The organism is Pseudanabaena sp. CCNP1317 (genome assembly GCF_034931345.1).
Classification (GTDB): Bacteria; Cyanobacteriota; Cyanobacteriia; order Pseudanabaenales; family Pseudanabaenaceae; genus Pseudanabaena; species Pseudanabaena galeata.
The window spans coordinates 1-22,388 of the sequence record NZ_JAYGIF010000016.1; the positions used below are offsets into that span (position 1 = coordinate 1).

25 protein-coding genes, 2 tRNA genes and 1 pseudogene are annotated in these 22,388 nt (G+C 42.9%); 16 read left to right on the forward strand and 12 right to left on the reverse strand.

Annotated elements, in window-relative coordinates; translation table 11 throughout:
• The first annotated feature begins 99 nt into the window (after nt 1-99).
• The 4 genes from VB775_RS07395 (at nt 100) to VB775_RS07410 (ending at nt 3,373) form a co-directional block, all read left to right on the forward strand.
• A complete protein-coding gene (locus VB775_RS07395; RefSeq protein ID WP_281009401.1) occupies nt 100-243 on the forward strand; it encodes a DUF4276 family protein in 144 nt (47 codons plus the stop codon).
• 110 nt (nt 244-353) lie between these two features.
• Entirely contained in the window at nt 354-590 is a 237-nt protein-coding gene (rpmE, locus tag VB775_RS07400) for a 50S ribosomal protein L31 (protein WP_281005337.1), read from the forward strand.
• An 81-nt stretch (nt 591-671) separates the two neighbouring features.
• On the forward strand, nt 672-1,778 hold the full coding sequence (gene prfA, locus VB775_RS07405; RefSeq protein WP_281005338.1) for a peptide chain release factor 1: 1,107 nt from the start codon (nt 672-674) through the stop codon (nt 1,776-1,778).
• Nucleotides 1,779-1,873: 95 nt separating this feature from the next.
• Entirely contained in the window at nt 1,874-3,373 is a 1,500-nt protein-coding gene (locus tag VB775_RS07410; RefSeq protein ID WP_281005339.1) for an isochorismate synthase, read from the forward strand.
• 1 nt (nt 3,374) lies between these two features.
• Here the strand turns inward: VB775_RS07410 and VB775_RS07420 are convergent.
• From VB775_RS07420 to VB775_RS07435, 4 genes and pseudogenes are all read right to left on the reverse strand, one after another.
• A pseudogene (locus tag VB775_RS07420) lies at nt 3,375-3,744 on the reverse strand (clan AA aspartic protease).
• Complete coding sequence (locus tag VB775_RS07425) at nt 3,741-4,016, reverse strand: hypothetical protein (RefSeq protein WP_281005340.1); 276 nt, start codon at nt 4,014-4,016, stop codon at nt 3,741-3,743. The pseudogene VB775_RS07420 and the gene VB775_RS07425 overlap by 4 nt, the downstream one beginning before the upstream one ends.
• A gap of 80 nt (nt 4,017-4,096) precedes the next feature.
• The gene (locus VB775_RS07430; protein ID WP_281005341.1) at nt 4,097-4,582 is read right to left on the reverse strand and encodes a hypothetical protein; all 486 of its coding nucleotides are present in this window, start codon (nt 4,580-4,582) and stop codon (nt 4,097-4,099) included.
• Nucleotides 4,583-4,584: 2 nt separating this feature from the next.
• Nucleotides 4,585-5,904: a DUF3696 domain-containing protein gene (locus VB775_RS07435; protein WP_281005342.1), complete on the reverse strand. Its 1,320-nt coding sequence runs from the start codon at nt 5,902-5,904 to the stop codon at nt 4,585-4,587.
• 105 nt (nt 5,905-6,009) lie between these two features.
• On the opposite strand from VB775_RS07435, the gene VB775_RS07440 reads away from it, so the two are divergent.
• From VB775_RS07440 to VB775_RS07450, 3 genes are read left to right on the forward strand one after another with little or no spacing between them, the layout of a single operon-like run.
• Entirely contained in the window at nt 6,010-6,825 is an 816-nt protein-coding gene (locus tag VB775_RS07440; protein WP_281005343.1) for a cytochrome P450, read from the forward strand.
• A complete protein-coding gene (locus tag VB775_RS07445; protein WP_281005344.1) occupies nt 6,741-7,067 on the forward strand; it encodes a cytochrome P450 in 327 nt (108 codons plus the stop codon). The genes VB775_RS07440 and VB775_RS07445 overlap by 85 nt, the downstream gene beginning before the upstream one ends.
• A complete protein-coding gene (locus tag VB775_RS07450) occupies nt 7,051-7,674 on the forward strand; it encodes a cytochrome P450 (protein ID WP_281005345.1) in 624 nt (207 codons plus the stop codon). Before VB775_RS07445 ends, VB775_RS07450 begins: the two co-directional genes overlap by 17 nt.
• A gap of 79 nt (nt 7,675-7,753) precedes the next feature.
• Here the strand turns inward: VB775_RS07450 and VB775_RS07455 are convergent.
• Nucleotides 7,754-7,825: transfer RNA gene (locus VB775_RS07455), tRNA-Ile, on the reverse strand.
• 92 nt (nt 7,826-7,917) lie between these two features.
• Here VB775_RS07455 and VB775_RS07460 point away from each other — a divergent pair.
• Entirely contained in the window at nt 7,918-8,673 is a 756-nt protein-coding gene (locus VB775_RS07460; protein WP_281005346.1) for a hypothetical protein, read from the forward strand.
• A 181-nt stretch (nt 8,674-8,854) separates the two neighbouring features.
• Here the strand turns inward: VB775_RS07460 and VB775_RS07465 are convergent, their stop codons facing one another.
• The 3 genes from VB775_RS07465 to map all read right to left on the reverse strand — a co-directional run bounded on the left by VB775_RS07465 (nt 8,855) and on the right by map (nt 11,628).
• Nucleotides 8,855-10,039 (reverse strand): LysM peptidoglycan-binding domain-containing protein, encoded by a 1,185-nt coding sequence (locus VB775_RS07465; RefSeq protein WP_281005347.1) that lies wholly within the window; start codon nt 10,037-10,039, stop codon nt 8,855-8,857.
• Entirely contained in the window at nt 10,020-10,694 is a 675-nt protein-coding gene (locus VB775_RS07470) for an SDR family oxidoreductase (RefSeq protein WP_281005348.1), read from the reverse strand. The genes VB775_RS07465 and VB775_RS07470 overlap by 20 nt, the downstream gene beginning before the upstream one ends.
• An 88-nt stretch (nt 10,695-10,782) precedes the next feature.
• On the reverse strand, nt 10,783-11,628 hold the full coding sequence (map, locus tag VB775_RS07475; protein WP_281005349.1) for a type I methionyl aminopeptidase: 846 nt from the start codon (nt 11,626-11,628) through the stop codon (nt 10,783-10,785).
• 257 nt (nt 11,629-11,885) lie between these two features.
• Here map and VB775_RS07480 point away from each other — a divergent pair, with 257 nt between their 5' ends.
• On the forward strand, nt 11,886-13,322 hold the full coding sequence (locus VB775_RS07480; RefSeq protein WP_281005350.1) for a type IV pilus twitching motility protein PilT: 1,437 nt from the start codon (nt 11,886-11,888) through the stop codon (nt 13,320-13,322).
• 39 nt (nt 13,323-13,361) lie between these two features.
• Here VB775_RS07480 and VB775_RS07485 read toward each other — a convergent pair whose 3' ends face one another.
• The 3 genes from VB775_RS07485 to ndhL all read right to left on the reverse strand — a co-directional run bounded on the left by VB775_RS07485 (nt 13,362) and on the right by ndhL (nt 15,660).
• Nucleotides 13,362-15,041 (reverse strand): hypothetical protein, encoded by a 1,680-nt coding sequence (locus VB775_RS07485; protein WP_281005351.1) that lies wholly within the window; start codon nt 15,039-15,041, stop codon nt 13,362-13,364.
• Nucleotides 15,038-15,367 carry a DUF3007 family protein gene (locus VB775_RS07490; protein WP_190576837.1) on the reverse strand — a complete coding sequence of 110 codons (330 nt, stop codon included), beginning with the start codon at nt 15,365-15,367 and terminating at the stop codon, nt 15,038-15,040. Before VB775_RS07490 ends, VB775_RS07485 begins: the two co-directional genes overlap by 4 nt.
• Before the next feature lie 62 nt (nt 15,368-15,429).
• Nucleotides 15,430-15,660 (reverse strand): NAD(P)H-quinone oxidoreductase subunit L, encoded by a 231-nt coding sequence (gene ndhL / locus VB775_RS07495; RefSeq protein ID WP_281005352.1) that lies wholly within the window; start codon nt 15,658-15,660, stop codon nt 15,430-15,432.
• 274 nt (nt 15,661-15,934) lie between these two features.
• Between ndhL and rpsJ the strand changes: the two genes are divergently transcribed.
• The 7 genes from rpsJ (at nt 15,935) to VB775_RS07530 (ending at nt 21,264) form a co-directional block, all read left to right on the forward strand.
• Nucleotides 15,935-16,249 carry a 30S ribosomal protein S10 gene (rpsJ, locus tag VB775_RS07500; RefSeq protein WP_009625825.1) on the forward strand — a complete coding sequence of 105 codons (315 nt, stop codon included), beginning with the start codon at nt 15,935-15,937 and terminating at the stop codon, nt 16,247-16,249.
• 229 nt (nt 16,250-16,478) lie between these two features.
• On the forward strand, nt 16,479-17,492 hold the full coding sequence (locus tag VB775_RS07505; RefSeq protein WP_281005353.1) for an MBL fold metallo-hydrolase: 1,014 nt from the start codon (nt 16,479-16,481) through the stop codon (nt 17,490-17,492).
• 363 nt (nt 17,493-17,855) lie between these two features.
• The gene (locus VB775_RS07510) at nt 17,856-18,095 is read left to right on the forward strand and encodes a DUF433 domain-containing protein (RefSeq protein ID WP_281005354.1); all 240 of its coding nucleotides are present in this window, start codon (nt 17,856-17,858) and stop codon (nt 18,093-18,095) included.
• Nucleotides 18,092-18,442 carry a DUF5615 family PIN-like protein gene (locus tag VB775_RS07515; protein WP_281005355.1) on the forward strand — a complete coding sequence of 117 codons (351 nt, stop codon included), beginning with the start codon at nt 18,092-18,094 and terminating at the stop codon, nt 18,440-18,442. Before VB775_RS07510 ends, VB775_RS07515 begins: the two co-directional genes overlap by 4 nt.
• 134 nt (nt 18,443-18,576) lie before the next feature.
• Nucleotides 18,577-19,458, forward strand: a complete 882-nt coding sequence (locus VB775_RS07520) for a M23 family metallopeptidase (protein ID WP_281005356.1) — start codon at nt 18,577-18,579, stop codon at nt 19,456-19,458.
• A 166-nt stretch (nt 19,459-19,624) separates the two neighbouring features.
• Nucleotides 19,625-20,923, forward strand: a complete 1,299-nt coding sequence (locus tag VB775_RS07525; protein ID WP_281005357.1) for a TldD/PmbA family protein — start codon at nt 19,625-19,627, stop codon at nt 20,921-20,923.
• 267 nt (nt 20,924-21,190) lie between these two features.
• A tRNA-Arg gene (locus VB775_RS07530) sits at nt 21,191-21,264 on the forward strand.
• A gap of 122 nt (nt 21,265-21,386) precedes the next feature.
• On the opposite strand, the gene VB775_RS07535 is transcribed toward VB775_RS07530, so the two are convergent.
• Nucleotides 21,387-22,169 carry a rhodanese-related sulfurtransferase gene (locus tag VB775_RS07535; RefSeq protein ID WP_281005358.1) on the reverse strand — a complete coding sequence of 261 codons (783 nt, stop codon included), beginning with the start codon at nt 22,167-22,169 and terminating at the stop codon, nt 21,387-21,389.
• Between the last annotated feature and the right edge of the window lie 219 nt (nt 22,170-22,388).

A 22,388-nucleotide genomic window follows, 5' to 3' on the forward strand; every position in this document is an offset into this window, starting at 1 on the left:
AATTGTAAGTTCGATTTTTACTTTTGTGCCTTCTACACTTATTAACTTTGCCGACATTTTCTTTCTTGATCTCCTTCGTTATTCTTTCATTGTTCTACAATCTTCGTATTATGTCAAGGTCGCACCCAATACGATAAGGTTTTACATGGCTCATTAGTGGCTCTAGATATTGGATTAGAAACTATTCGCCGCGAATGTCAAATGTTTAATAGGTGGATTGAACGCCTTGAAAGTCTTGCTTGAACTCAAAAAATCACTCAAAAAATTAAGAGAGGGCAAATCGTCTTTTCTTATTTGCGTAATTCTGTGATAGTCTAGAAAAGCTTAATTTTTGATTTTTTATAGCTAAGACTATGCCTAAAGCTGGAATTCACCCGAAGTGGTATCCCGAAGCAAAAGTAATTTGCAACGGTGAAGTGGTAGCAACCATTGGTTCTACACATCCTGAGATTAATGTTGATGTATGGTCGGGCAATCACCCCTTCTACACAGGCACACAAAAGATTATCGATACCGAAGGTCGCGTAGAACGCTTCTTGCGTAAGTACGGCATGTTTGACGAAAATACTGCTGTGGAAAATCAGGTATAGCCAGCCTTGGATTAATTCAAGATTCAAGGTTTCTTTCTGGCTTACTAACTTTTCACTTTCTTTTGCGGTAACTCAAATTCCATGCCTGCTGCTTACTTAATCAAAAAGCTCGAATCTGTTGAACAAACCTTCAATGAACTGACTCGTCGGATGGGTGATCCTGACGTGGCGACCGATCACGGCGAGTTTCAGCGCATTGCCAAGGTGCGTGCTTCGTTAGAAGAGACGGTGCTGACTTACGAGACTTTTCGTAAGGCGGAGCAAGATTATAAAGAGTCGCAAGAAATCCTCAAGGAGTCTAACGACCCCGATCTCAAGGAAATGGCGGCTCTGGAGGTCGAAGAATTATCGACAAAGCTAGAAGATCTTGAAAAGAAGTTACAGGTTCTACTGCTGCCCCAAGATCCTAATGATGACAAGAACATCATGTTGGAAATCCGTGCGGGTACGGGTGGCGATGAAGCGGGAATCTGGGCGGGAGATTTGGTGCGGCTATATACACGCTATGCTGAGCGTCAAGGCTGGCGGGTGAAGATGGTCAGTGAGACTTTGGCTGAAATGGGCGGCTTTAAAGAAGCAATCATTGAAGTTCAGGGCGATCGCGTTTATAGCAAACTCAAATTTGAGTCAGGTGTGCATCGAGTGCAGCGTGTTCCTGCTACAGAATCACAGGGGCGGGTACATACTTCAACAGCAACAGTGGCGATTATGCCTGAGGTTGATGAAGTCGAGGTTCATATCGATCCCAAGGATATTGAAATGTCCACAGCAAGATCAGGCGGTGCTGGTGGTCAAAACGTTAACAAGGTTGAGACTGCTGCTGACTTGTTTCACAAACCGACGGGGATCAGAATATTTTGTACAGAGGAGCGATCACAGCTCCAAAACAAAGAGCGAGCCATGCAGATCTTACGGGCTAAGCTCTATGAAATAAAGTTGCGCGAACAACAAGCCGAAATTACATCAATGCGGCGATCGCAAGTTGGTACTGGTTCACGATCTGAAAAAATTCGGACTTATAATTACAAAGACAGTCGCCTCACCGAGCATCGTTTGGGTCAGAACTTTACTTTGCCACCAATTTTAGAAGGGGATCTAGAGGAAGTAATCCAAAGCTGCATTTCTAAGGATCAACAAGAACGTTTACAGGAATTAGCGATCGCTACAGGTGACGATCTCGTTTCATAGAACGATTTAAGTCGTGGCTTTGCCGCGCCTTAAATCGTTCTATGAAACGGTGGATTTGCGTAGGCTGAATGACCTTGTATAGTTAAAATATAATCATGCAAGTTCGTCAGAGTGTCTCCTATAGCAACATCGATTCTAAATCTCTGCACGATTGGATTGTTAAAGCGATCGCTCAAGCGCAGATCACAGGGTCACCGATTTTATTTAGTTACTCTCAAAATTGGGAGTGCATTAATCCTTTATTGTTGTTGGCAAGTAAGTCCGAAGCTCAGCAACAAAAATTTTATTGGGAACAGCCGAATGCCGATTTGGTATTAGCGGCGGCGGGTTCGGTAGCGGAAGTTTCAGTCCCTAATCATGATTTAAGCGATCGCTTTGATTGTGCCAAGAAATTTATCAAAAATCATTTAACTAATGCGATCATTGCCAAGATTGCTGATCTCGAATCTTCAGAACTTCAAATTCCTGTACATTTTTTTGGTGCATTTTCGTTTTATCGCAATGGGAGTGATGCGAGTGACTATCTGGATTTAGCAGAACCTAACGATTATCAACCAGCGATCGAATTTCCAACTTTACTCTTTTTTATTCCGCGTTGGATGGTACGACTCAAAGGTAAAAGTTGTACTTTAACTCTAAATCATTACATTCAGTCTTGGGATAAGCCCGATGAAGTATTAGAGCGTATAGAGAATTTGCGATCGCATTTACAAGAAAGCTCCCACTATGAAGCACCAACAGTGCATGAAGTGAGCAAAATTGTCGAGGTGCAGGGTCAGCAAATCTGGACAGAGATCGTCGAACGCGCCTTGGCTTTAATTCATCAAGGACATTTTGAGAAAGTGGTATTGGCTAGAGCCTTGGATGTGTTAGCCGATCGCAATTTTGATCCGTTTCAGGTACTGCATGTTTTGCGGTGTGAATATCCTGAATGCATTTCCTTTTTGTTAGATTATGGCGTGGGCAAAACCTTTTTGGGCGCGACTCCTGAAGTGGTGTTGCAATTTAAAGCTCAAAGCGATCGCCTTTGGTTACGCAGTGATGCGGTGGCAGGTTCGATTGAGCGTGGCAAAACTGTCCAACAAGATCAAATGCTGGGCAATCGCTTGCTCAATAGCGAAAAAGATATGCGCGAACATCAGATTGTGATTCGTTCGATCTGCGATCGCTTGCAAAGTATGGGCGCAGCGATCGATCCACAAGCGGAGACTAGTTTGCTAAGGCTTTCTAATGTGCAGCATTTATATACACCGATTACTGCCCAAATTGATGATCCTGATTGGTTGATTGCTCTTGATATTTTGCAGCAGCTACATCCAACTGCCGCCGTTGGAGGTGAGCCAAGGGATCGCGCAGTGTGTTTTATGCAGCAATGGGAAGCCTGCGATCGCGGTTGGTATGCTGCGCCCATCGGTTGGCTAAATGGTAATGGCGAAGGGACTTTTGGTGTCGGGATTAGGGCAGGATATATTCAAGGCGATCGGGCGAGAATTTTTGCGGGTGCAGGGATTGTGGCAAATTCGCAGGTGGAAAATGAGCAAAGTGAAACCACGATTAAGTTTGCAGCATTGTTAAAGGCTTTGGGCGCTATTTGATTTAAGGCAAGGCATCAACTCTAACTAGTCCGCCTTTGATTGTTTCAATCTGTAACTTATATCCGTAGAGTAGCGCCATGCCAATTAGAGGTTCAGTTTCTGATTCGGCAACATCAATTTCACGGTATTGACCGTCCCAAACAATCGTCGCTGCATACAAGTAATAGAGTTTCACTACCATCACCTAAAGTGACGATATCCGACGCATTCCAAGGTAGTTTGAGGTTATTAATAATCTCTGACGGTAATGTAAGAAACCCATTAAATCCAGTATCGATTACAGCATCCGTAGACTGCCAACCTCCAGTTTGACCACCTATAATAATTGGCAGAATTGCTTCAGAGCGTGCATTAACAAATCCAACCATCATGGCTTTTTCGCAAGACTCCGTGATCCGAAGTGATAGACAGCCCGATGTCCAATGCGAATAACCCAAGGTTGGGCATCAGGATATTTTGTAAATAATGTATTAGTTGCAGTCAAAACATTATCGGCAACTTCAAAAGCTCCTGTTTCAATATCGATCGCCACAATTCTATTCAAATTTTCCGCCTCAATTTTGGCGCGGATCTGAGCCTCATAGAGTTCTTGACCTCGACGAGCTATTTCTTCTTTGCTATAACGGCGTTGTCGTACTGTCATAATTTTTGCGATCGCGAATTTCTGTTAAGCCTATCCTAACCTTTCTCTCAGTTAATTTTAGAGAAGAAGAAATGAAAATCTTAGACTTTGGCGACTAACTCAGGACAGAGAAAATTGAGACTAACACCATGATTTGCCAGAGCTTCTTCGTAGTTACGCCAATCAGAATCAACGGCATTAGCGATCGCAGGTTTTGCGGGATGGGTTAAAGCCACAGCAACAAATTTGCGATCGGATAGATCAAATTTTGCGAGATCAGGCGATCTTGGAAACTCAGCAAAATCATTTTCAGCAATTTGCGTAATAGTGGCTTTTTCGCAGCGATTCGTATTTGTGTGATTCAGTAAAACCCATTTGAGAAATTTATCCCCAGCATTTGGTTGTCCACTTTGAGAATTTTTGTTCATGTATTCTTTGATGATTAACCAATGGCTATCAATTACTAAAACTCCTGTGTGCATAAGATTTTGAAGATATTTTTCACAGGATAATTCGCAGGTTTCAGAAGCTTGAGGGGCTTTTTTGCTGGCTACAAGCAGGACATTTGTATCGACAATTTGATACATTCTCACGCTCCAACATTCATCTGGCGATTGATTGCTGCCTCGGTCATAGCGACTAGATCACCCATTTCATCACCAAAGAATCCTTCGGGATAGTTGCAAATATTTCCATAGTCATCAATATCGAGAGTAACTAACTCTGAATCCCCTTGATCGTTCATTTTGCAAAAATAAAGTGCAGCATCATCATTAGTAAATCCATCTTTTTCTTCAGCCATGCGGCGTTGCAATCGTCTTAGTAAATGTTCACTATGACTTTCAATGATGATTTGAATATTGCGAGTTTTGATGACTTCGATAAATATATCAGCGAGTCCTGCTTGGGCTGAGGGATGTAAATGGGTTTCTGGTTCTTCAAATATGAGGGTTGCGCCTTTGGGTGCGTAGTAGCATAAAACTAAAATTGGCAATACTTGCGAGACTCCAAACCCAACATCAGTAATCCCTACTTCTGCGGAATTAGGCGACTTCTGAACCAATATTTCATAATCACCACGATTAGGCATAATTCTATTTAATCTAAATCCATAAATTAAGCCCAAATCTTTTAGAGATTTTGCTACTGAAATTTCAACTTCTGCATCTTTTTTGCGAGAAGCAAGTAGTGCAGCAACAGTTAATTCTCCATATTTCCCAACATTCTGAGGTCTCTCACCAGACCACTGATAAGTTCTTTTAGGATATTCTCTCAAGGGAGAAAGATAGTAAGTATTGTGAAACAGATCCTCATAAGCGCCTGTCAATATAGGAGATATAGCTAACCCATAGTTCTTAAAACTTTCTTTGCTATTTTGGGAGAGGTGTTCAGACAAAAGCTTCATCATAAAACCTCCGTCCATGGACAAATGATAAGAAATTGGTGTTATATCTTTTTGCTGTACTTGCCAAGTAATACTTTCACCATGTTTAATTGACGAATATTTAAATAAATTTATATCAATCTGATCTCTATCGATATCAATTTCGGATTCAAAGGAAATTACTGAACTAAGATTTCCGAATGAAATTCCAACTAATCCTACATTAGACTGAGAAATTAGTTTAGGCATCCACTCGAAAGCAAATTTTATTTTTTCTGGTAATTGATGTCTGTGACTAATATCGTAATTAGTACCCAGATCAACATAGCTATATTGATCGCCGCCTAAATGCAAAATACGATTGCGATCGCTTGACTCGACAGTTTGCTTTAGCATCAACAAAAATTGCAAGATCGCCGTTTTACCAGAGCTATTCGTACCAAAAAAGCCAGTCAAAGGAGCCATCCGAAACTCACCTGTATCTGCCCAAGACTTAAAATTCTGAATGCGTAGTTGCGTAAACATCGTGAGTCTATAGTTGGGTAAAGATTATTCGCATTTTTATCTTAGCGCGATTATAGATAGTAAGATGAAGCGATAGTGATATCTACATGAGTTCTAGGCGAGTCTATGACCCTATTCAGTACTATACAGATTTCTTTTGCTGCATTGCTCCCTTATACCAGCATAATTGCGATCGCGATTATAGGCATTCTTAGCTGGCGTTCTTGGCAAAAAAGACAGCGCTATCAATCGCTAAAATCATTGCCATCACCAGCAAGGCATTGGCTACTAGGTAACATTCCGCAAATATTAGAAGCAGTCAAAAAGAGACAATTCTTTAAACTCATATTTGACTGGAGTAAACAATACGGTTCTATCTATGTTTATTGGGTCGGCTATCCCGTTCTCATATTAAGCAAACCGTCAGTCATTGAAAGCACTATTGTCAATGGGATGAAAGATGGTAGCTTAATTCGCTCAAAACAAGTAGTTCGGGCTTGGAATGATATCAGTGGACCAATCTTATTAGGACAAAGCGGAACCGAGTGGCAATGGCGACGGAAAGCTTGGAATCCAGAATTCACATCTAGTGGACTTTCGGAATATATGGACATGGTACATCAAGCCTGTTCACAAATCACCACCACCATTAAAACTGCTGCCCCTGACGCAAGCATTCAAGTTGATGGACTGTTTGTAGAATTAACCATGCGGGTGATTTCCTGTTTACTGTTAGGTATTCCGATTGATCGCGAAGCTAATAGTCCAGAAGGTTCGCCTCTTGATGTGGAAAAAATTTACAAGGAGATGTCAGTGATTGGTTATCGACTTTTGCGCGTAGCAACTAGCGAAAAACCTTGGATGAATACTTACCCACACAATCATCCCGTGACTATTGGGCGGCAAGAGGCTATCTTGAAAAATTTCTCTCGCCACGTATAGATCTCGCTCTGCAACTCAGAGACAAAAAACAGATTGAGGCTGATTCAATCAGTCCTTTATTCCAAAAATCAATGCTGGTCAAAATTGCCGAGAGAGAACCTCGCTACACCAGAGAAACTCTGATTGCCGAATCAATTGAACTATTGATTGCTGGTACTGATACTACCGCGCATACTTTAACGTCAGTTCGATATCGCCATTTGCGGCGTGCTTCGCACGCCGCAAATGGCGAAAAATGGTAAGAATCGCTTAGCGATTCTTACCATTTTTCGCTGTCGTCGAACTGACGTTACTTTATCCTTTGCGGTCGGTGAGCTTGCCTTACATCCAGACATTTTTGAAAAAGCGCAAGGAATTGTCGATCAAGTATGGCAAAAGCATGGATCGTTGTCGCTAGAAAGCCTGAAAGAACTCAACTATCTTCGTGCGATCGTCAAAGAAACTATTCGTCTTTACTCTATTGCATCTGGTTCGACTTCGTTACAGGTTGTCAAACCCATTGTTGTTGAGGGAATTACTGTTCCTGAAGGCACTAAATTATTTTGGTCAATTTTAGGTGCAGGTAGAGATGCTGAGACATACGACCAGCCTAACGAATTTCAGCCAGAGCGTTGGCTTGACGAACATAAAGGTAGTCTTCCACTACCAATGGTGGGATTTGGTTCAGGCTATCATCGTTGTCTGGGCGAGCATTTAGCAATGTTAGAGGCAACAATTATGTTGGCACAACTGCTACGACACTTTAATTGGACATTGGTCAACGGTCGTTCGTCCCTAGAAAATTTGCAGCAAAATTTATTGATTTATCCACCCGATGGTATGCCAGTGCGGTTTCAGTTAAGGTCGTAAATTGCTGTACGATTTTTTGTTTCGAACCCCGCAAAGATTGTCACCTGCTTAGCAGGCAACAATCTCTGGCTTTGACTAATCCAAGGTGTCGGAATCGAACCGACATATCAACGATTATGAGTCGTTTGCTTTACCAGTCAGCCAACCTTGGGCATATTGTGATTATAGACGTAAGTATTATATGCTATCAGGCAAGCACCTTGCAGGTTGCCTAATAGCAATTATTAGCTAAAAAAGTTTGTGATGGCAACACCCCAACCCCAAAAGCGTCTCCGCAAGAAAAAAAAGCCACCTGAAAAATTTAGGCTAAGTTATAGTCTGGTGCTGCTATTTGCCATGATTGTTGTCGGTTCTGTCGCTGGGCTAGTAGCTTATAGCTTTGGTAAACAAGCACTGGAGGGCGTTAACCCTTCACCTGCGGGGATAAAATTACCTAAGCCAAGCCCAGCCTCCAAGCCCAAAGAGTCGCCAAAAGCTTCGCCCCAAAGTCAAACTGATGGTAAAACTTCTTTTTTTTTGGATGAAGCTGAAGTTATTGCGGAAATGCAAGCCCGATCGCAGCAAGAGTTAGGAGGACTGACTCGACCAGCTTTTGTAGCCAAGGCAAACATTAGCGATCGCAAAAGAATATACAAAAGGGTTGACCGCGCCTATAAATCAATGCGCGATCCTCTAGCGATTTCCGCCGATGCTGATGCAAGGATTGCGGCGAGAATTGCAGCTTTACGTCAGAGGGTTTATGCCAGCAGTCGCAGTACTTCCGATAATTTCGATCGCCCTGTTGCGAATAATGCTAATAGTTCGTCCGTATCTTTATCATCTGCCCCAGTCGAACTAACACCTATCCGCGATCGCTGGGAAGATCGGGACGCAGCTTTAGGAGGCAATCCTAGACAAGTTACTGTCGAGATTATTGAGGTTGCGCCAGAGCCGCCATCTGGCAGCATGTTTATGCCCCGTCAAACAACATCTAACGACGTTGAACTCAATCGACGCTGACATAGGCTTTCTACACTTTTCTTCTCAATATAGCTGTCGCCACCTATATCAAGTGTGAGGCGGCGCGAAGCGCCGCCTCACACTCTTTGGGCTTACAAGAATGGCGACAGCAATAAATGAAGGCGGCGCTTTGCGCCGCCTTCATTTATTTTGCAATGGTTTACTTTGCAAGCCATTTATTTTATGTAAATCTTACTTGGCGGTTCGAGCGAAATGAAAATCTCTGGGGAGAAAGATTATTAGTCGCGATCGCCTGTCTGGCTAGTTCGGCACGTTCACGTGATTTAGTCATAGCGCTTGAGCCACCAAAGGTTTCGCGCAGAGTTAAATAGTTTTGAATAATCAGGGCTTCATTATCGATAGAGCCTTGAGCCACTTGAGCAGGCGTTAAACGCGATCGCGCGATCGCATCGGCAACACAGGGAATCACATGGCTAGGACGATTGACATGGTGATCAAGCAGCAGCGCCACTGCAAATTCTGAGCTTAATAGTTGGGAAAGGGTAAAGCCTTGCAAAGTTTGGGTAGGCGTAAAATAAAAGCGATCAAGTCGGGAAATCGCGTGCAGTACCTGTACCGATTGCACTAGTGCATCCATCCCTGCGATCGCAAACCGCAGCGCCCAAAGTGGTTGCCGCATCAGGTTTTTATCGGCGGCATTAACTAGACGATTGCCATTGAGGGACATCCAACCCGTGATGCCATCTAGAGAAGTAACATCCAATCCAAATTGTCCAAAATAATATTGAAACTCTGACGGATAACGCCTTTTTAAATTATTGAGTAATGCAGGTAATTCGCCCTGTTGTCCTGCGCTACCTAATGTCCATTGAAATATCCCAAAACTGAGATATTGACTATCCCAAGTATTAATCGCGTCAAGGCTACCTTCATTAGCCGAAGTTACCAACATTACCTTAATTTCTGATGGACTCATTTGCACCTGTTGCAGCAACCCTGAGCCATAGGCGATAAAATCGCGCAGCTTAAAAATCCCTAAGCGATATAGCCCCAGATCCCTAGTTTTGGCAAATGGTTCTTGTTGTCCTGTATTTAGCAGCTTAGCAATCACATCACTGCCAACGGTGGTAAAAGAAATTGCAATTTTATTGGGGGGATAAACTCCCTGCAATGTGTTCCTGACCATCGCAACTTCAGGATTTTGGGCGATAGGTGGTCTTGCGACTATAGGAATGAGCAATCTTTGACCAATTTGTAGGCTTGCAGGGTTAGTAATTTTATTAATGCGGGCAATCTCGCGCCAATCACCATTAGCACCCAAAAAGCGTCTCGCGATCGCTGATAGTGTATCTCCAGCTCTAACAATATATTCCTGCATAGCTGTCTCACAAATCGAACGTTTCAAACTCTACAGGTTTAAACAGCATATTCCGATCAATTGCTGAAAAAACTTTATTATTTGCTCTGTCAGAAGTTATGGAACCACAAACTAACTTGGCGACATCAGCTCGATGGATAATTCCCGCAACCGTAGGATCTTCCGTCAGCACAGCGTTACCTGTCGCAACTTCGGACTTCAATCCTCCTGGGCGAATAATTGTGTAGGTTAAGCCACTAGCAACTAGATGCTGTTCAGCTTTTTCTTTTTCTTTGAGAATTGGCCCCAATGTTAGCAACACCTGCGGTGCAAGGGCGACAATACTATTCCCTGCGCCAATGGATGAAACAAGGATAAATCGCTGTACCCCAAATTTGACCGCCGCATCAATTAAATTTTTATTACCTTCACAGTCGGCACGTTCACCGCGATCGCTGGGCAAACCACCCATCGTCGTAATTACTACATCGATTGCACGACCATGTAGAGCCGATTCGATGTCAGCAGAATTTAAGCCATCACCAAGTACAACCTTTGCGCCTAGAGCTTCTAGCTCAACTGCATAGGTAGGGTTGCGAAGCAATACGGTGAGATTTACAGATGGCGGCTCATTTTCTAGTAACAGCTTGGCAATTTCGCGCCCAACCCCACGACTAGAACCAGCTAAAAAAATATTTTGCATAAATGTATTTTTATCAAAGTATTTTTATCAAAGTATTTTTTATCAAAAAGCTTTGCTAAGCAAAGCTTTTTGACCTTGATTAACTTGATTAAACTTTAGAGCGATCGGTAAAAATTTCATAACCAGTTTCAGTCACTAAAACTGTATGTTCAAACTGTGCTGAAAGCTGATTGTCTACAGTTACTGCTGTCCACTTATCCGCCAAAATCCTGACGCGCTTTGAACCAGCATTCAAAATTGGCTCGATCGCTAAAGTCATTCCTGGACGAAAGCGTACATTTGGTAACTGATGCGTCCGAAAGTTAAATACCGAGGGTTCCTCATGTAGATTCCGCCCCACCCCATGACCTGTAAAATCTTCAACAATCGCAAAACCATTAGCCTTAACGTGATCCTCGATCGCCCCAGCCAAATCGAGCATACAATTACCTGGCTTCACTTGCTCAATCCCCTTAAATAGGGCTTCTTCAGCCACACGCATTAACTTAGCAGCTTTCTCGCTAACATGGCCAACTGCTACGGTAATACAAGAATCCCCATGAAACCCATTTTTAAATGCGCCAGTATCAACCTTAACTAGATCGCCGAGCTTAATCACTTTTCTTGCATTGGGTATGCCATGCACAACTTCATTATTAATGCTAGTGCAAAGACTTGCAGGAAACCCACAATATCCCTTAAAACTAGGAACAGCACCCATTTCCCGAATTCGTTTCTCAGCATGGGCATCTAGATCCATGGTTGTCATCCCTGGGGCAATGATCTCCGAAATTTCTTTGAGTACCGTTGCCACAATGCGAGATGATTCACGCATATAGTCCAACTCACGTTGAGACTTAATTTCAATACCTTTGGTTTGTTTAGGAGTTGATTGCTTAGCAGGTTTTTTGCTTTCTGCGCTCGGTTTAGATCGCAGGGCACTGAGAATATTCATTAATTATTTGAGGATAGTATTTACAAGGGCTAATATATTTTTAGCCTATTAAGTAACAGGATTGGTTATTTTTAGGTCAAATAGCAGAATTTGAATAAGTAACTCGACATAATTAAAAAAACAAAACCAAAAACTGCACCGCCCGCAGCGCGGGCGGTGCAGTTTTTGAGGTTTTATATTTAATCAGATATAGTTACTTAGCAAAAAGCTCCTCATCAAACCTGATCTCCAACTACAGCACTTTTCGAGGTTCAACTATGACGCAATCTGGGATACCTCCCGTACCACCACCTTCCTCTGGTGGTGGTGTGCCACAGCCACGTACAAACCCCGCCGCAACCGCCCAGCAGCGTGTCGCACCTCCCACCAATCCTCAAGCACCTCCTAACCCTCAAGCGCAGGCTGCGCAGCAAGCCCGTGTGGGACTAACTCCCGCCCAACAGCAACAAGCAATGGCCGCACAACAAGCCCGTGCTGCTGCTGCTGCTCGCCAAGCTCAGATGTCAATTCCCACAGACACTCAAGTTACGAGTGTGCCACCACCACCAAATCCCCGTCCGCCAATTCGTCCAGGTCCACCGCCAAACTTACCAGGACTAGGTGTACCCGCGATTTTGCAGCGTAGTACAGGGCAACCCACCCTTGCCCAGATCGTCAAAGATGCCCATGAACAAGGGTGTTCTGATATCCATGCTGGTGTGAATGAACCAGTCCGTTTTCGGAGTCGCGGCTTAATGGTGACACAGGAACAGTATCCAGTCCCAGACAAGCAGACCTTTGACACTTGGTTGACGGAAATTATGGATGACAAGCAAATCCAGCAATTTCGGGACACCCTAGAGTTTGACGGAGCCACTCAGTACGAATTTGCCCGTTGTCGGATCAATGTTTTTGATTCGTTACGTGGCTCAGCGATGGTGTTGCGACTGATTCCCCTCAAGATTTTGTCGATTGACCAGCTTGGTTTGCCAGAGGTATTCCGTGAGCTTTGCTATACGCACAAAGGTTTGATTCTGGTAACTGGCCCTACGGGTTCAGGTAAATCAACTACCTTGGCGGCGATGGTGGACTTCATCAATACGGAAATGCAGAAGCATTTAATTTCCATTGAAGATCCGATTGAATTTGTGCATCAAAGTAAAAAAGCGCTGATTAAACAACGGGAAGTTGGTATCCATACCCTCAAGTTTGACAATGCTCTGAAAGCTGCTTTGCGCGAAGATCCCGACATCATTCTGATTGGGGAAATGCGTGACAAAGAAACCGTGAACACAGCGCTAAAGGCTGCTCAAACAGGACACTTAGTATTTGGAACATTACACACCAATAGTGCTGTGAAAACGATTGAGCGGATTCTCAACCTTTATGAACCTGAACAGCAAGGTCCGATGCGGATTCAAGTCTCAGAATCTTTGGTGGGAGTTATTGCTCAATCATTGGTGCGTACTACCGATGGGAAGCGAGCCGCAGTTCATGAAATCATGATCAATACTGATGCGGTGCGTGACTACATCAAGCGAGGTGAAGTGGATGAAATTGAGGCGCTAATTCCTAAATGTACCTATGAAGGAATGGTCAATATGAACCAGTCACTCTATAAGCTCTACGAAGATGGTCGGATTACCGAAGAAACTGCCGTAGAGAACTCTCCGAAGCCCAATGAAATGGCACAAATGCTACGCGGTCGCATGTAATAGTAAATGCCCCTAAGGGGCATTTACTATTTGTATTTACTATTTTAGGATGATTACTTCGCCCCGATCGCTTGCAGCTTTAAACTCTTCACCAAAATTACAATGGGCTAGCTCACCGAGTTGAATATTGTGCTCAAAGTCTGGTAATGATGCATTGATTTCGAGCGATCGCAGACAGAGTGAGAGACGAGTTATTTCAATGGACTCTTCAACAACATCACAACCAAAAAGATTGTGTTGCAAGATATGCGTTATTACTTCTGTTGGTGTTTGGTGTGCGATCGCTTCTACATTATCTGAATTGACTGAAAACTTAGTTAATAGATAATGAATGCGCTCATGTTCAGAAAGCAAAAATTCTAGAGCCGTTGCGAGAAATACACCTGCACCACATTTAGGATGGACAATTTTAATTTTTAATAAACGTTCTTGATATTCTTGGCAGTAAGCCAAAGTGTCTTGCGTAAATTGTTGATCTTCATGGTGATGATTCTTGGCGATTGAAAGATGCTGCTGCAAGGTGCGAATTACTGATTCACTATGTAAAATTGCTTTGCAAGGTAATTTAGGTGTGCGACGTTTACTGAGATTACTTAAATCTTTACGATACTGGGATAGCTCTTTAATTGATTCATCAAACAGACAAGTCATAATGTGGCGCGTGATATCTTCGTTAAAGTCAAAGCGGGCAATTTCTTTAATCTGACGACATAGCTCATCACCCACAAACAGAGCTTGATCTAAAATGCGATCGCTCACAAATAGACTAAATGGATAAGCGTTAATGGGGATGTGATAATTCGCATTACCATTTTGAACCCAATTAAATATGGCTTTATAGTTTTCCCAAATTGGTTGCACAATGTAAGGGTTTTTAAACTCGTAAGCATCCTTAATTAAATTTTCAGGTAATAGCTGTCGATCTTCACAATAAGCGACAAACAAGATTCGATTCAAAAGCTTTTGGGCTTGATAAATGGCGATCGCGATCGCATCTTCGGGTTTGATCTGGAGAGGATTTTCGGCATCTTCAACGGGATGGGCTAAGAGTTGCAACCGATAGCGGAAATCTTTAATCAGTTGACTACGAATTTTGTAATAGTGACTGTAGAAATTTTTGAGAACTTCAGACTCTAGTTGATGCGATTCTTCTAGTAAATGGGTGGTACGCGATCGCTCTTCACTATTGGCAATTCCCCTCAGCAGAGTCCGCCTCGACAATAAAAAATAAAAGGATTTGAGTTGTTCTAGATCTGCCAAAGATTCCCAAGCAAATCTCTGGCAAAACAAACTTGATACATCGCGATGATAAAGACATATTTCTCGATAATCCAAGACGATTAGCCATTCAGTTGCTTCATGCTCTGGATCGGGCTTAACGATCGCCCCTTCTTCGGCAGCATTAACTCGGATTTCGGCAATTACATTGACTGAGGTTTCCGTAAAAAAACCGAGGGCAGGATGGGGATGTAGTTCTAATTCCCATGTGCCTCCATTGTTTTCAAAAGGAGACTTATATCCCAAAATATCAACAAAAATATCATGGAGAAACTGCGCCTCGGCAAGCAGATTGGACGGTTCTCCATCCTTGGCAAAACATAGCCATTTTTGGATTATTTGAAAGCGATCGCCCAAATCTCTTGGAAAGCCAAAGGAACTAATCCGCTTGGCAAGTGGCTTAGGATGAAATAGAGAATAGTAAGGCGATCGCTGATTCATTCATCTTTGACGGCATTTTGAGCTAATAAATTTTCGGCAGCTACTTCTGCTAGTAAAGTTTCTCGCTCTTCAGGAGACATTTCCTCTAACTTCTTGGTGAGCACTGCTTTTTTGTACTCATCTAGCTGCTGATTGTAAGTCATCGTCTTTGTGACAGCCCGAAACACATAGGTGGAGATCCAAGCGATTAATACACCTACTAAAACCACTTGACTCCAAACACCCGCATTAGTCGCATCCAATCCAGAGGAGCGAAACAGCCAAAAGGCAACTCCACCAAATCCAAAAAAAGCAAGGGTAATTGCTAGGGCATCAATGCGGCGCATATTTTTAATCTCTGAAATATTTTTCGTTAAACTGAGCAGGAAGCGCTCAGTTTAATTCAGGCTCAAATTTGCCGTGCTGTGGGTCGAAAGTTAAAGAAGGGAGAAAGTAGTAACAGTCCTGGAAAGAAGAAAAAGGCAAGAAAGCATAGAAATACTCTTTCTACAGATCCTGTTTTGTACCAACGCGCCTTGAAATAAAACAACACGATTAAGGGGATCACCAGTAAATATGTACCTGCGATCGCGGCATAGACAATTGCAGCCAATATGGGGGCAGAAAGAAGCAAAGACATATTTCTAGCTAGATAAAATTGTGTGGATGTATCTATCTAGCAATTGTAACAGGATAGTAATCGACAAATCGAATATGAAACTGATTTTGGTGTTTCCCTCGCCTTTGGCACGGGAAACACCAAAATCAGTTTTTTGAAAGCCCGCCGTAGGTGGGCTTTCAAAAAAACAATCTTTAAATAATGCGAATCGCCGATCAAATTATTTGATTTTAGGTTGGTGCGGTGGTAATATAAGAAACGCTGAAAATTTTACCCGAATAAATCCCTAAGAACTGTGGCACCTCAACAACAAAAGATTCGGATTCGTCTCAAAGCTTTCGATCATCGCCTGCTAGATTCATCCTGCGAAAAAATCGTCGAAACTGCTAATCGTACAAACGCTGCGGCTGTTGGTCCTATTCCTCTGCCAACCCGTCGTCGTATCTATTGCGTTCTCAGATCTCCTCACGTAGACAAAGACTCCCGTGAGCATTTTGAAACCCGTACCCATAGTCGGATTATTGATATTTACCAACCATCGGCAAAAACTATTGATGCATTGATGAAGCTTGATTTAGCGGCTGGTGTGGACATCGAAGTTAAGCTCTAGAGTTCAACTTTCAAGTTCAACACAAGCAAAATTTCAGGAAAGCCCAGACTTATGAAAGTGGCTAATTGGTGACGAAAGTGTTACTGAGTTTAATGCTTTCATAACTCTGGGCTTTTTAATTTTGTAGGGAATGGGGCGCTTCGCGCCCCATTCCCTTTTTAGATTTTGGATTTGGTTTACACTAGTTTGGAAGCTGCTAAGCTTCAAAATCTAGCTCTAAGGAATGAAGATGCTGAAAAAGCTAAAGATTAAATACCTTTTGGCATTTTTGTTGGCGGCGATCGCCACAGTAATGTCGATAATGCTCGGACATGGGTGGAGTCCCGCTGATGCTCAAAATCAGCCACAGGTTCAGGCTCAAACCCCATCTGCGGAAACTAGTATTAAAACTGTAAGCTTGCAAAATGCGGGGTTACAACTGCAAGAGATCGCTCAAGGAATTTATGCCCTAGTTGCTAGCACTGATTTCCCACCTGCGAGTCCTGCGGTAGCGATCGCTAATGGTGGTTTTGTGATTGGTAGTGATGGAGTGTTGGTGATTGATCCATTCCAAACCCCTGAACTAGGAGAGCTGATGATCTCCACCGTCAAATCATTGACAGATAAGCCAATCAAGTATGTTTTGAATACGCATTATCACTCTGATCACACAGGAGCAAACTCAGTTTTCGTGAAGCGGGAGATCCCTGTGATTGGACGCGGCGTAATTCGCGAATATATTCAAAGCGGTAAAAATAATACTGGTGGTATTACGCCGCCGACGGTGATTATTAATAGTCAAACAGATCTTTGGCTAGGCGATCGCCAAGTTAGGATTGAGCGCGTAGATGGACATTCGGCGGGAACCGATCTAGTAGCCTACATACCTGATGCCAAAGTCCTATTTTCAGGGGATATGGTATTTAATAAGCGGATTCCTTACACTGCTGATAGTGATATTCGTCAATGGCAAGGAAGTCTGTATCGCTTAATTGCTACTTATCCTGATGCAAAGGTTGTCCCAGGACATGGGGATGTCACCGATGTAACTGGTTTACAGGCTCAACAGGCTTATTTCAGTTGGTTAGAGCGCACGGCTTTGGAATGGAAAGGTCAAATTTTGTCTAAGGAGCAAGTGTTAGAAAAATTTGCCAAGGTTCCTGATGCTTACAAAGATTACAAATTTAAGGCGATATATCCTCTTAACTTAGATTCAGCCTATGAGCAGTTTACTCGTAGTGCCACGATTCCTTTGATTCCATAGTTTGTTCTACTTAACATCAGAAGACAAGTAAGCGCAAGCCGAAATTTCTATCTTTTTGATTAGCCGTACAAGTAATGATCACTTGTACGGCTTTTTATTAATAATGTCAGTTTAAAGTGTGGCAAAACTATCAACAGGCGATCTTATCAAGGCAAAATTAAAAAGGAAAAAGGAAAAAATGGATGATGATATTTATCGCGATTTAGCTGAAGTATAATAAATTCAAGTGTTTAGCTGTCCAAAGACATGACACCAAAAACCTTTCCAGAATCTAAAATTAACCTCGTCAAGCGATCGACCGATCCCAACACAGCACTAAGTCAAAACTGGATTAACAAACCTTGTAAAACCGAGTAAACAATTATGGCGTGGAAAGATCGAATTACAACAGATCCATCTGTCTGTCATGGTAAAGCCTGCATCAAAGGAACGAGAATCATGGTATCAGTCATTCTCGACAACCTCGCTGCCAGAGTCAGCCAAGCTGAAATCTTGCAAAGTTACCCTACCTTGACCTCCGAGGATATTTTTGCCGCTATTAGCTATGCTGCCGAATTAGCCCGTGAGCAAATCGTCTTACTTCCATTACCAGCAAGTGCATGAAATTTAAGATTGACGAAAATCTCCCCATAGAATTAGCTGATTTACTGCAAAATGAAGGCTATGACGCATCGACCATCTATTCTGAATCCTTAAAAGGAGCAAAAGATCCTACTGTCATCGCTGTATGTCAACAAGAACAACGAGTTCTAATTACACTAGACTTAGACTTTGCCGATATTCATCGATATCCCCCACAAAACTATGTAGGGATTATCGTCCTAAGAGTTTACAGGCAAGACAAACCATATTTGATGTCATTCTTTCAGAAACTAATCCCAGCGATCGCTCAACATCCATTAAAAGGACATTTATGGATCGCAGAAGAAGGGAAACTTAGAATTCGATAGCGATTCTTTATGTGATTTTTGAGAAGCGATGTAGCCTAAAAACTGTGAGAATATGGAGAAGCGCGGCAGAACTATCAACTTATAGCGATCGCCAATTCGTACAATAAAGTAAAGCCTCACAGGAAATAACTGCTATGCTCACCCGCTATCTGAAATTGCCTTTGCTAATTGGTCTGAGTTTACTAGCGGCGATCGCCTCTGTTATTTTCACCGTATCTCATGCTGATGCCTTGCAAGCAATGCTTAGACCCAATACTCCCAAACTTGGCGATACGGTATCGGTTTGGATTGCTACTGATAAACCTGCAACCACGCCGCCAACAGTATCGGTAAATAACCAACAATATCCTGCCTTCCCCATGACTCAAAATCGTTGGCGAGCATTTATTCCCACGACTCCACTCGATAAGGCTGGGCTGAGACAAGTGATAGTCAAGGCTGATGGTTTACAACAAACTTTGCCAATGCAGCTAGGCGATCGCAAATTTCCGACTCAAAGTATTTGGATTAATAATTCGGGTAGTGGATCAGAACCTACAGATTATGAATGGGACAAAGTTTCAGCTTTTAAAAAATTAGTGACCCCTCAGAAATTCTGGAATGGTGCATTCCTCAGACCGAATGACGGTGAAATTACGGCAGGTTTTGGGATTCAGCGTTATTACAATGGTGTATTCGCTGATGACTATTACCATCGGGGTGTGGACTATGCAGGAGGCACTGGTTCCCCTGTAATTGCCCCAGCCTCTGGATATATCCGCTTAGTGGGAACTGTATCTCAGGGCTTTATTTTGCATGGAAATACGATCGGGTTAGATCATGGTCAGGGCGTGGCAAGTATCTTTTTGCATCTTAGCAAAATCTATGTGAAAGAAGGAGATTTTGTGAAGGCTGGTCAAGTGATTGGCGCGGTTGGCTCGACGGGTGCTGTCACTGGTCCCCATTTACATTGGGGGCTATATGTCAATGGTGCAGCGATCGATCCTGTTGCTTGGCGATATGAAGGTGTCGAATAGCTGTCCTGATAAGCTTATAAAAGATTTGCCCTCATCCCCCAGCCCCTTCTCCCAAAGCGGGAGAAGGGGAGCAAGATAACTTTTCTTGTTCCCCTCTCCCTTCTTGGGAGAGGGGCTAGGGGTGAGGGTCTTAGAAACTTCTGCGAAATATAAGCCAGAGATCGCTATGACAATTAACCCTGAACAATTATTAGAACTTGCTCTCAAATCGGGAACTGAAGCAGCCGAAGTATACGCTTCAAGCTCAGTTTCCCGACCCGTATTTTTTGAGGCAAATCGGCTGAAGCAGCTAGAAAGCATTGACTCAGAGGGTGTGGGGTTACGGATTTGGAAAGATGGCAAAGTAGGCTTAGCGATCGCCTATGGAGCCGTAGAGCCTGAAGATTTGGTTCAGCAGGCGATCGCCTTGAGTGCGTTAAATGAACCTGAAGAGATCTTATTGCGCGAATCAACTGTTACTGACTATCCCCAACTTTATGGACAGGAAGTTACTGTTGAGCAGATGGTGGATTGGGGAAAACAGGCGATCGCGCAGGTTCTCGCTCATTACTCTGAGGCTGTGTGTGGTGCGGATTGGGATTGTGGTCGCGAAACGGTACGCATCCTCAATAGCAAAGGTTTAGACTGTGGCTATACTGATATTACGGTAGATGGCTCTCTGAGTGCAGAGTTAACGAGGGGAGATGACTTTCTCAATGTTTGGTATGGTCAATCGGAACGGGGTAATTTACCACCTGATGCGATCGCCAAAAAAGTTTTGCAATATCTCGATTGGGCGAAAAAAAATGCTCCTGCTCCATCGGCAAAATCGCCTGTGATCTTTACGGGCAAAGCGGCAGATTTGTTATGGGGTGTAGTGGCGATCGCTATGAGTGGGCGACAGGTGCAGCAAAAGGCGACACCTTGGCTAGACAAAACTGGACAGCCTGTAATTTCTGATATTTTCACGGTCACCCAACATCCTAATTTTGGCGTTTATAGTTCTCCCTTTGATGATGAAGGTACACCAACACAGGAAGTTACTTGGATTGATCGCGGGATTTTGCAAGGGTTTTATGGTGATATACGTACTTGTAAAGAGTTGGGAATTAAGGCGACAGGCAATGGCTTTCGCGGAGATTTAGGCAATTATCCTAGTCCTGGATTGTTTAATTTGGCGATCGCGGCAAGTCAAACGATCCAAGGTGACATTTTGGAACTCGCGGCAACCTTAAAAAATGGCTTAATCGTCGATCAGGTCTTAGGTGATGGTATGGATCTGTCAGGGGATTTTTCGATCAATGTGGATTTGGGCTACCGCGTTAAAAATGGCAAAATTATCGGACGGGTCAAGGATACGATGCTATCGGGAAATGTCTATACTGCGCTCAATCATGTGGTGGCGGTAGGCAGCGATCGGCAATGGCACGGTTCGCTATATGTACCTGCGATGATTGTTGAAGGGCTATCAATCACATCTCGATAAGTCACAACATAAAGCATTTACCGATCAAACGAACCACAAGAAAATTTTTGAAAGCGTTGCAAAGCAACGCTTTCAAAAATTTTCTTGGTTTGGGTTTGAGCGCAAAGCGCTGTAAAAGTGGCGACAATTTTGTGAATTAAAAACCAAACCCTGTAAGGGTTTTAAAGACACAAAATGGCGTAGCCATTTTGTGTCTTGGTATAATTCACGAGCAATTGCTATAATGTCTGAGTCACTTTTGTGAATATATTCGTAATTTGATCAAGAGAGACTGTAGCTCAGTTGGATAGAGCGATCGCCTCCTAAGCGATAGGTCATCGGTTCGATCCCGATCAGTCTCGTTAATCACAGCGCTTTGCGCTCAAACCCAAACCAATAAATCTGTTAAAAGTGTTGCTCTGCAACACTTTTAACAGATTTATTGGTTTGGGTTCAGATAAAGTACCGCGCTGCGGCACTTTATCTAAACTCGATCAATGCTGATGCGATCGTCAAAGACAAAACATTCACCTTCCCAAACACTTTCTTCCTTTGGTACTTCTTCTATATATTTGAGAATGCCTCCCTGAAGATGATATACCTCGCTAAAACCTTGAGACAGCATATAGGCACTAGCCTTCTCACATCGAATTCCGCCTGTGCAGAACATAGCAACTTTTTGATGTTTCTCAGGGCTTAGTTGTGCTTGTACATAGTCAGGAAACTCACCAAAAGTTTCTAGATTAGGATTGATCGCCCCTTTAAATGTGCCAAATTCCACTTCATAGTTATTGCGTGTATCAATCACAATCACATCAGGATCAGCAATTAATGCATTCCAATCTTGGGGTGCAACATAAGTACCAACTCGATATCTAGGATCAATATCTGGCACACCTAGAGTCACAATTTCTTTTTTAAGCCTTACTTTCATCTTTTGAAATGGAATTCCGTCACAATAGGATTCCTTATGCTCTAAGTTGTGAAGACGGGGATCGTTACGCAAATGGTCTAATAAAGCATTGATCGCTTCGCGACTACCTGCGATCGTGGAGTTAATCCCTTCCTTAGCTAATAGGATCGTCCCTTTAAGTTTGAGAGCATTACAAAACTCCTTGAGTGGAGTTCGCATGGTTTCGTAATCTGATAATTCTGTAAAATGATAAAACGCAGCCACCACAAAAGGTTCTATCGGCTCTTGCTGATTGGCTTGAACTGCCTGACTAATTTGTGATTGCAGACGATTTACTTGTTTGATCCTAGTCATTTGCCCAGAAACTTGCTTACAGACGGATTACTTTCTCTATAAACTAATATAGCGCTTTACGTTATCCATAGGAAAACGCTATATGGCAAAGAAAGTTTTGCTTAGGACATAAAATCCAAATAAATGAAGGCGGTGCAGAGCAACGCCTTCATTTATTTGGGTTTTGATTTGTCCTAGCTATTTCTTTCTTTGTTATACCTATGGAACAAGGCGCTTAAA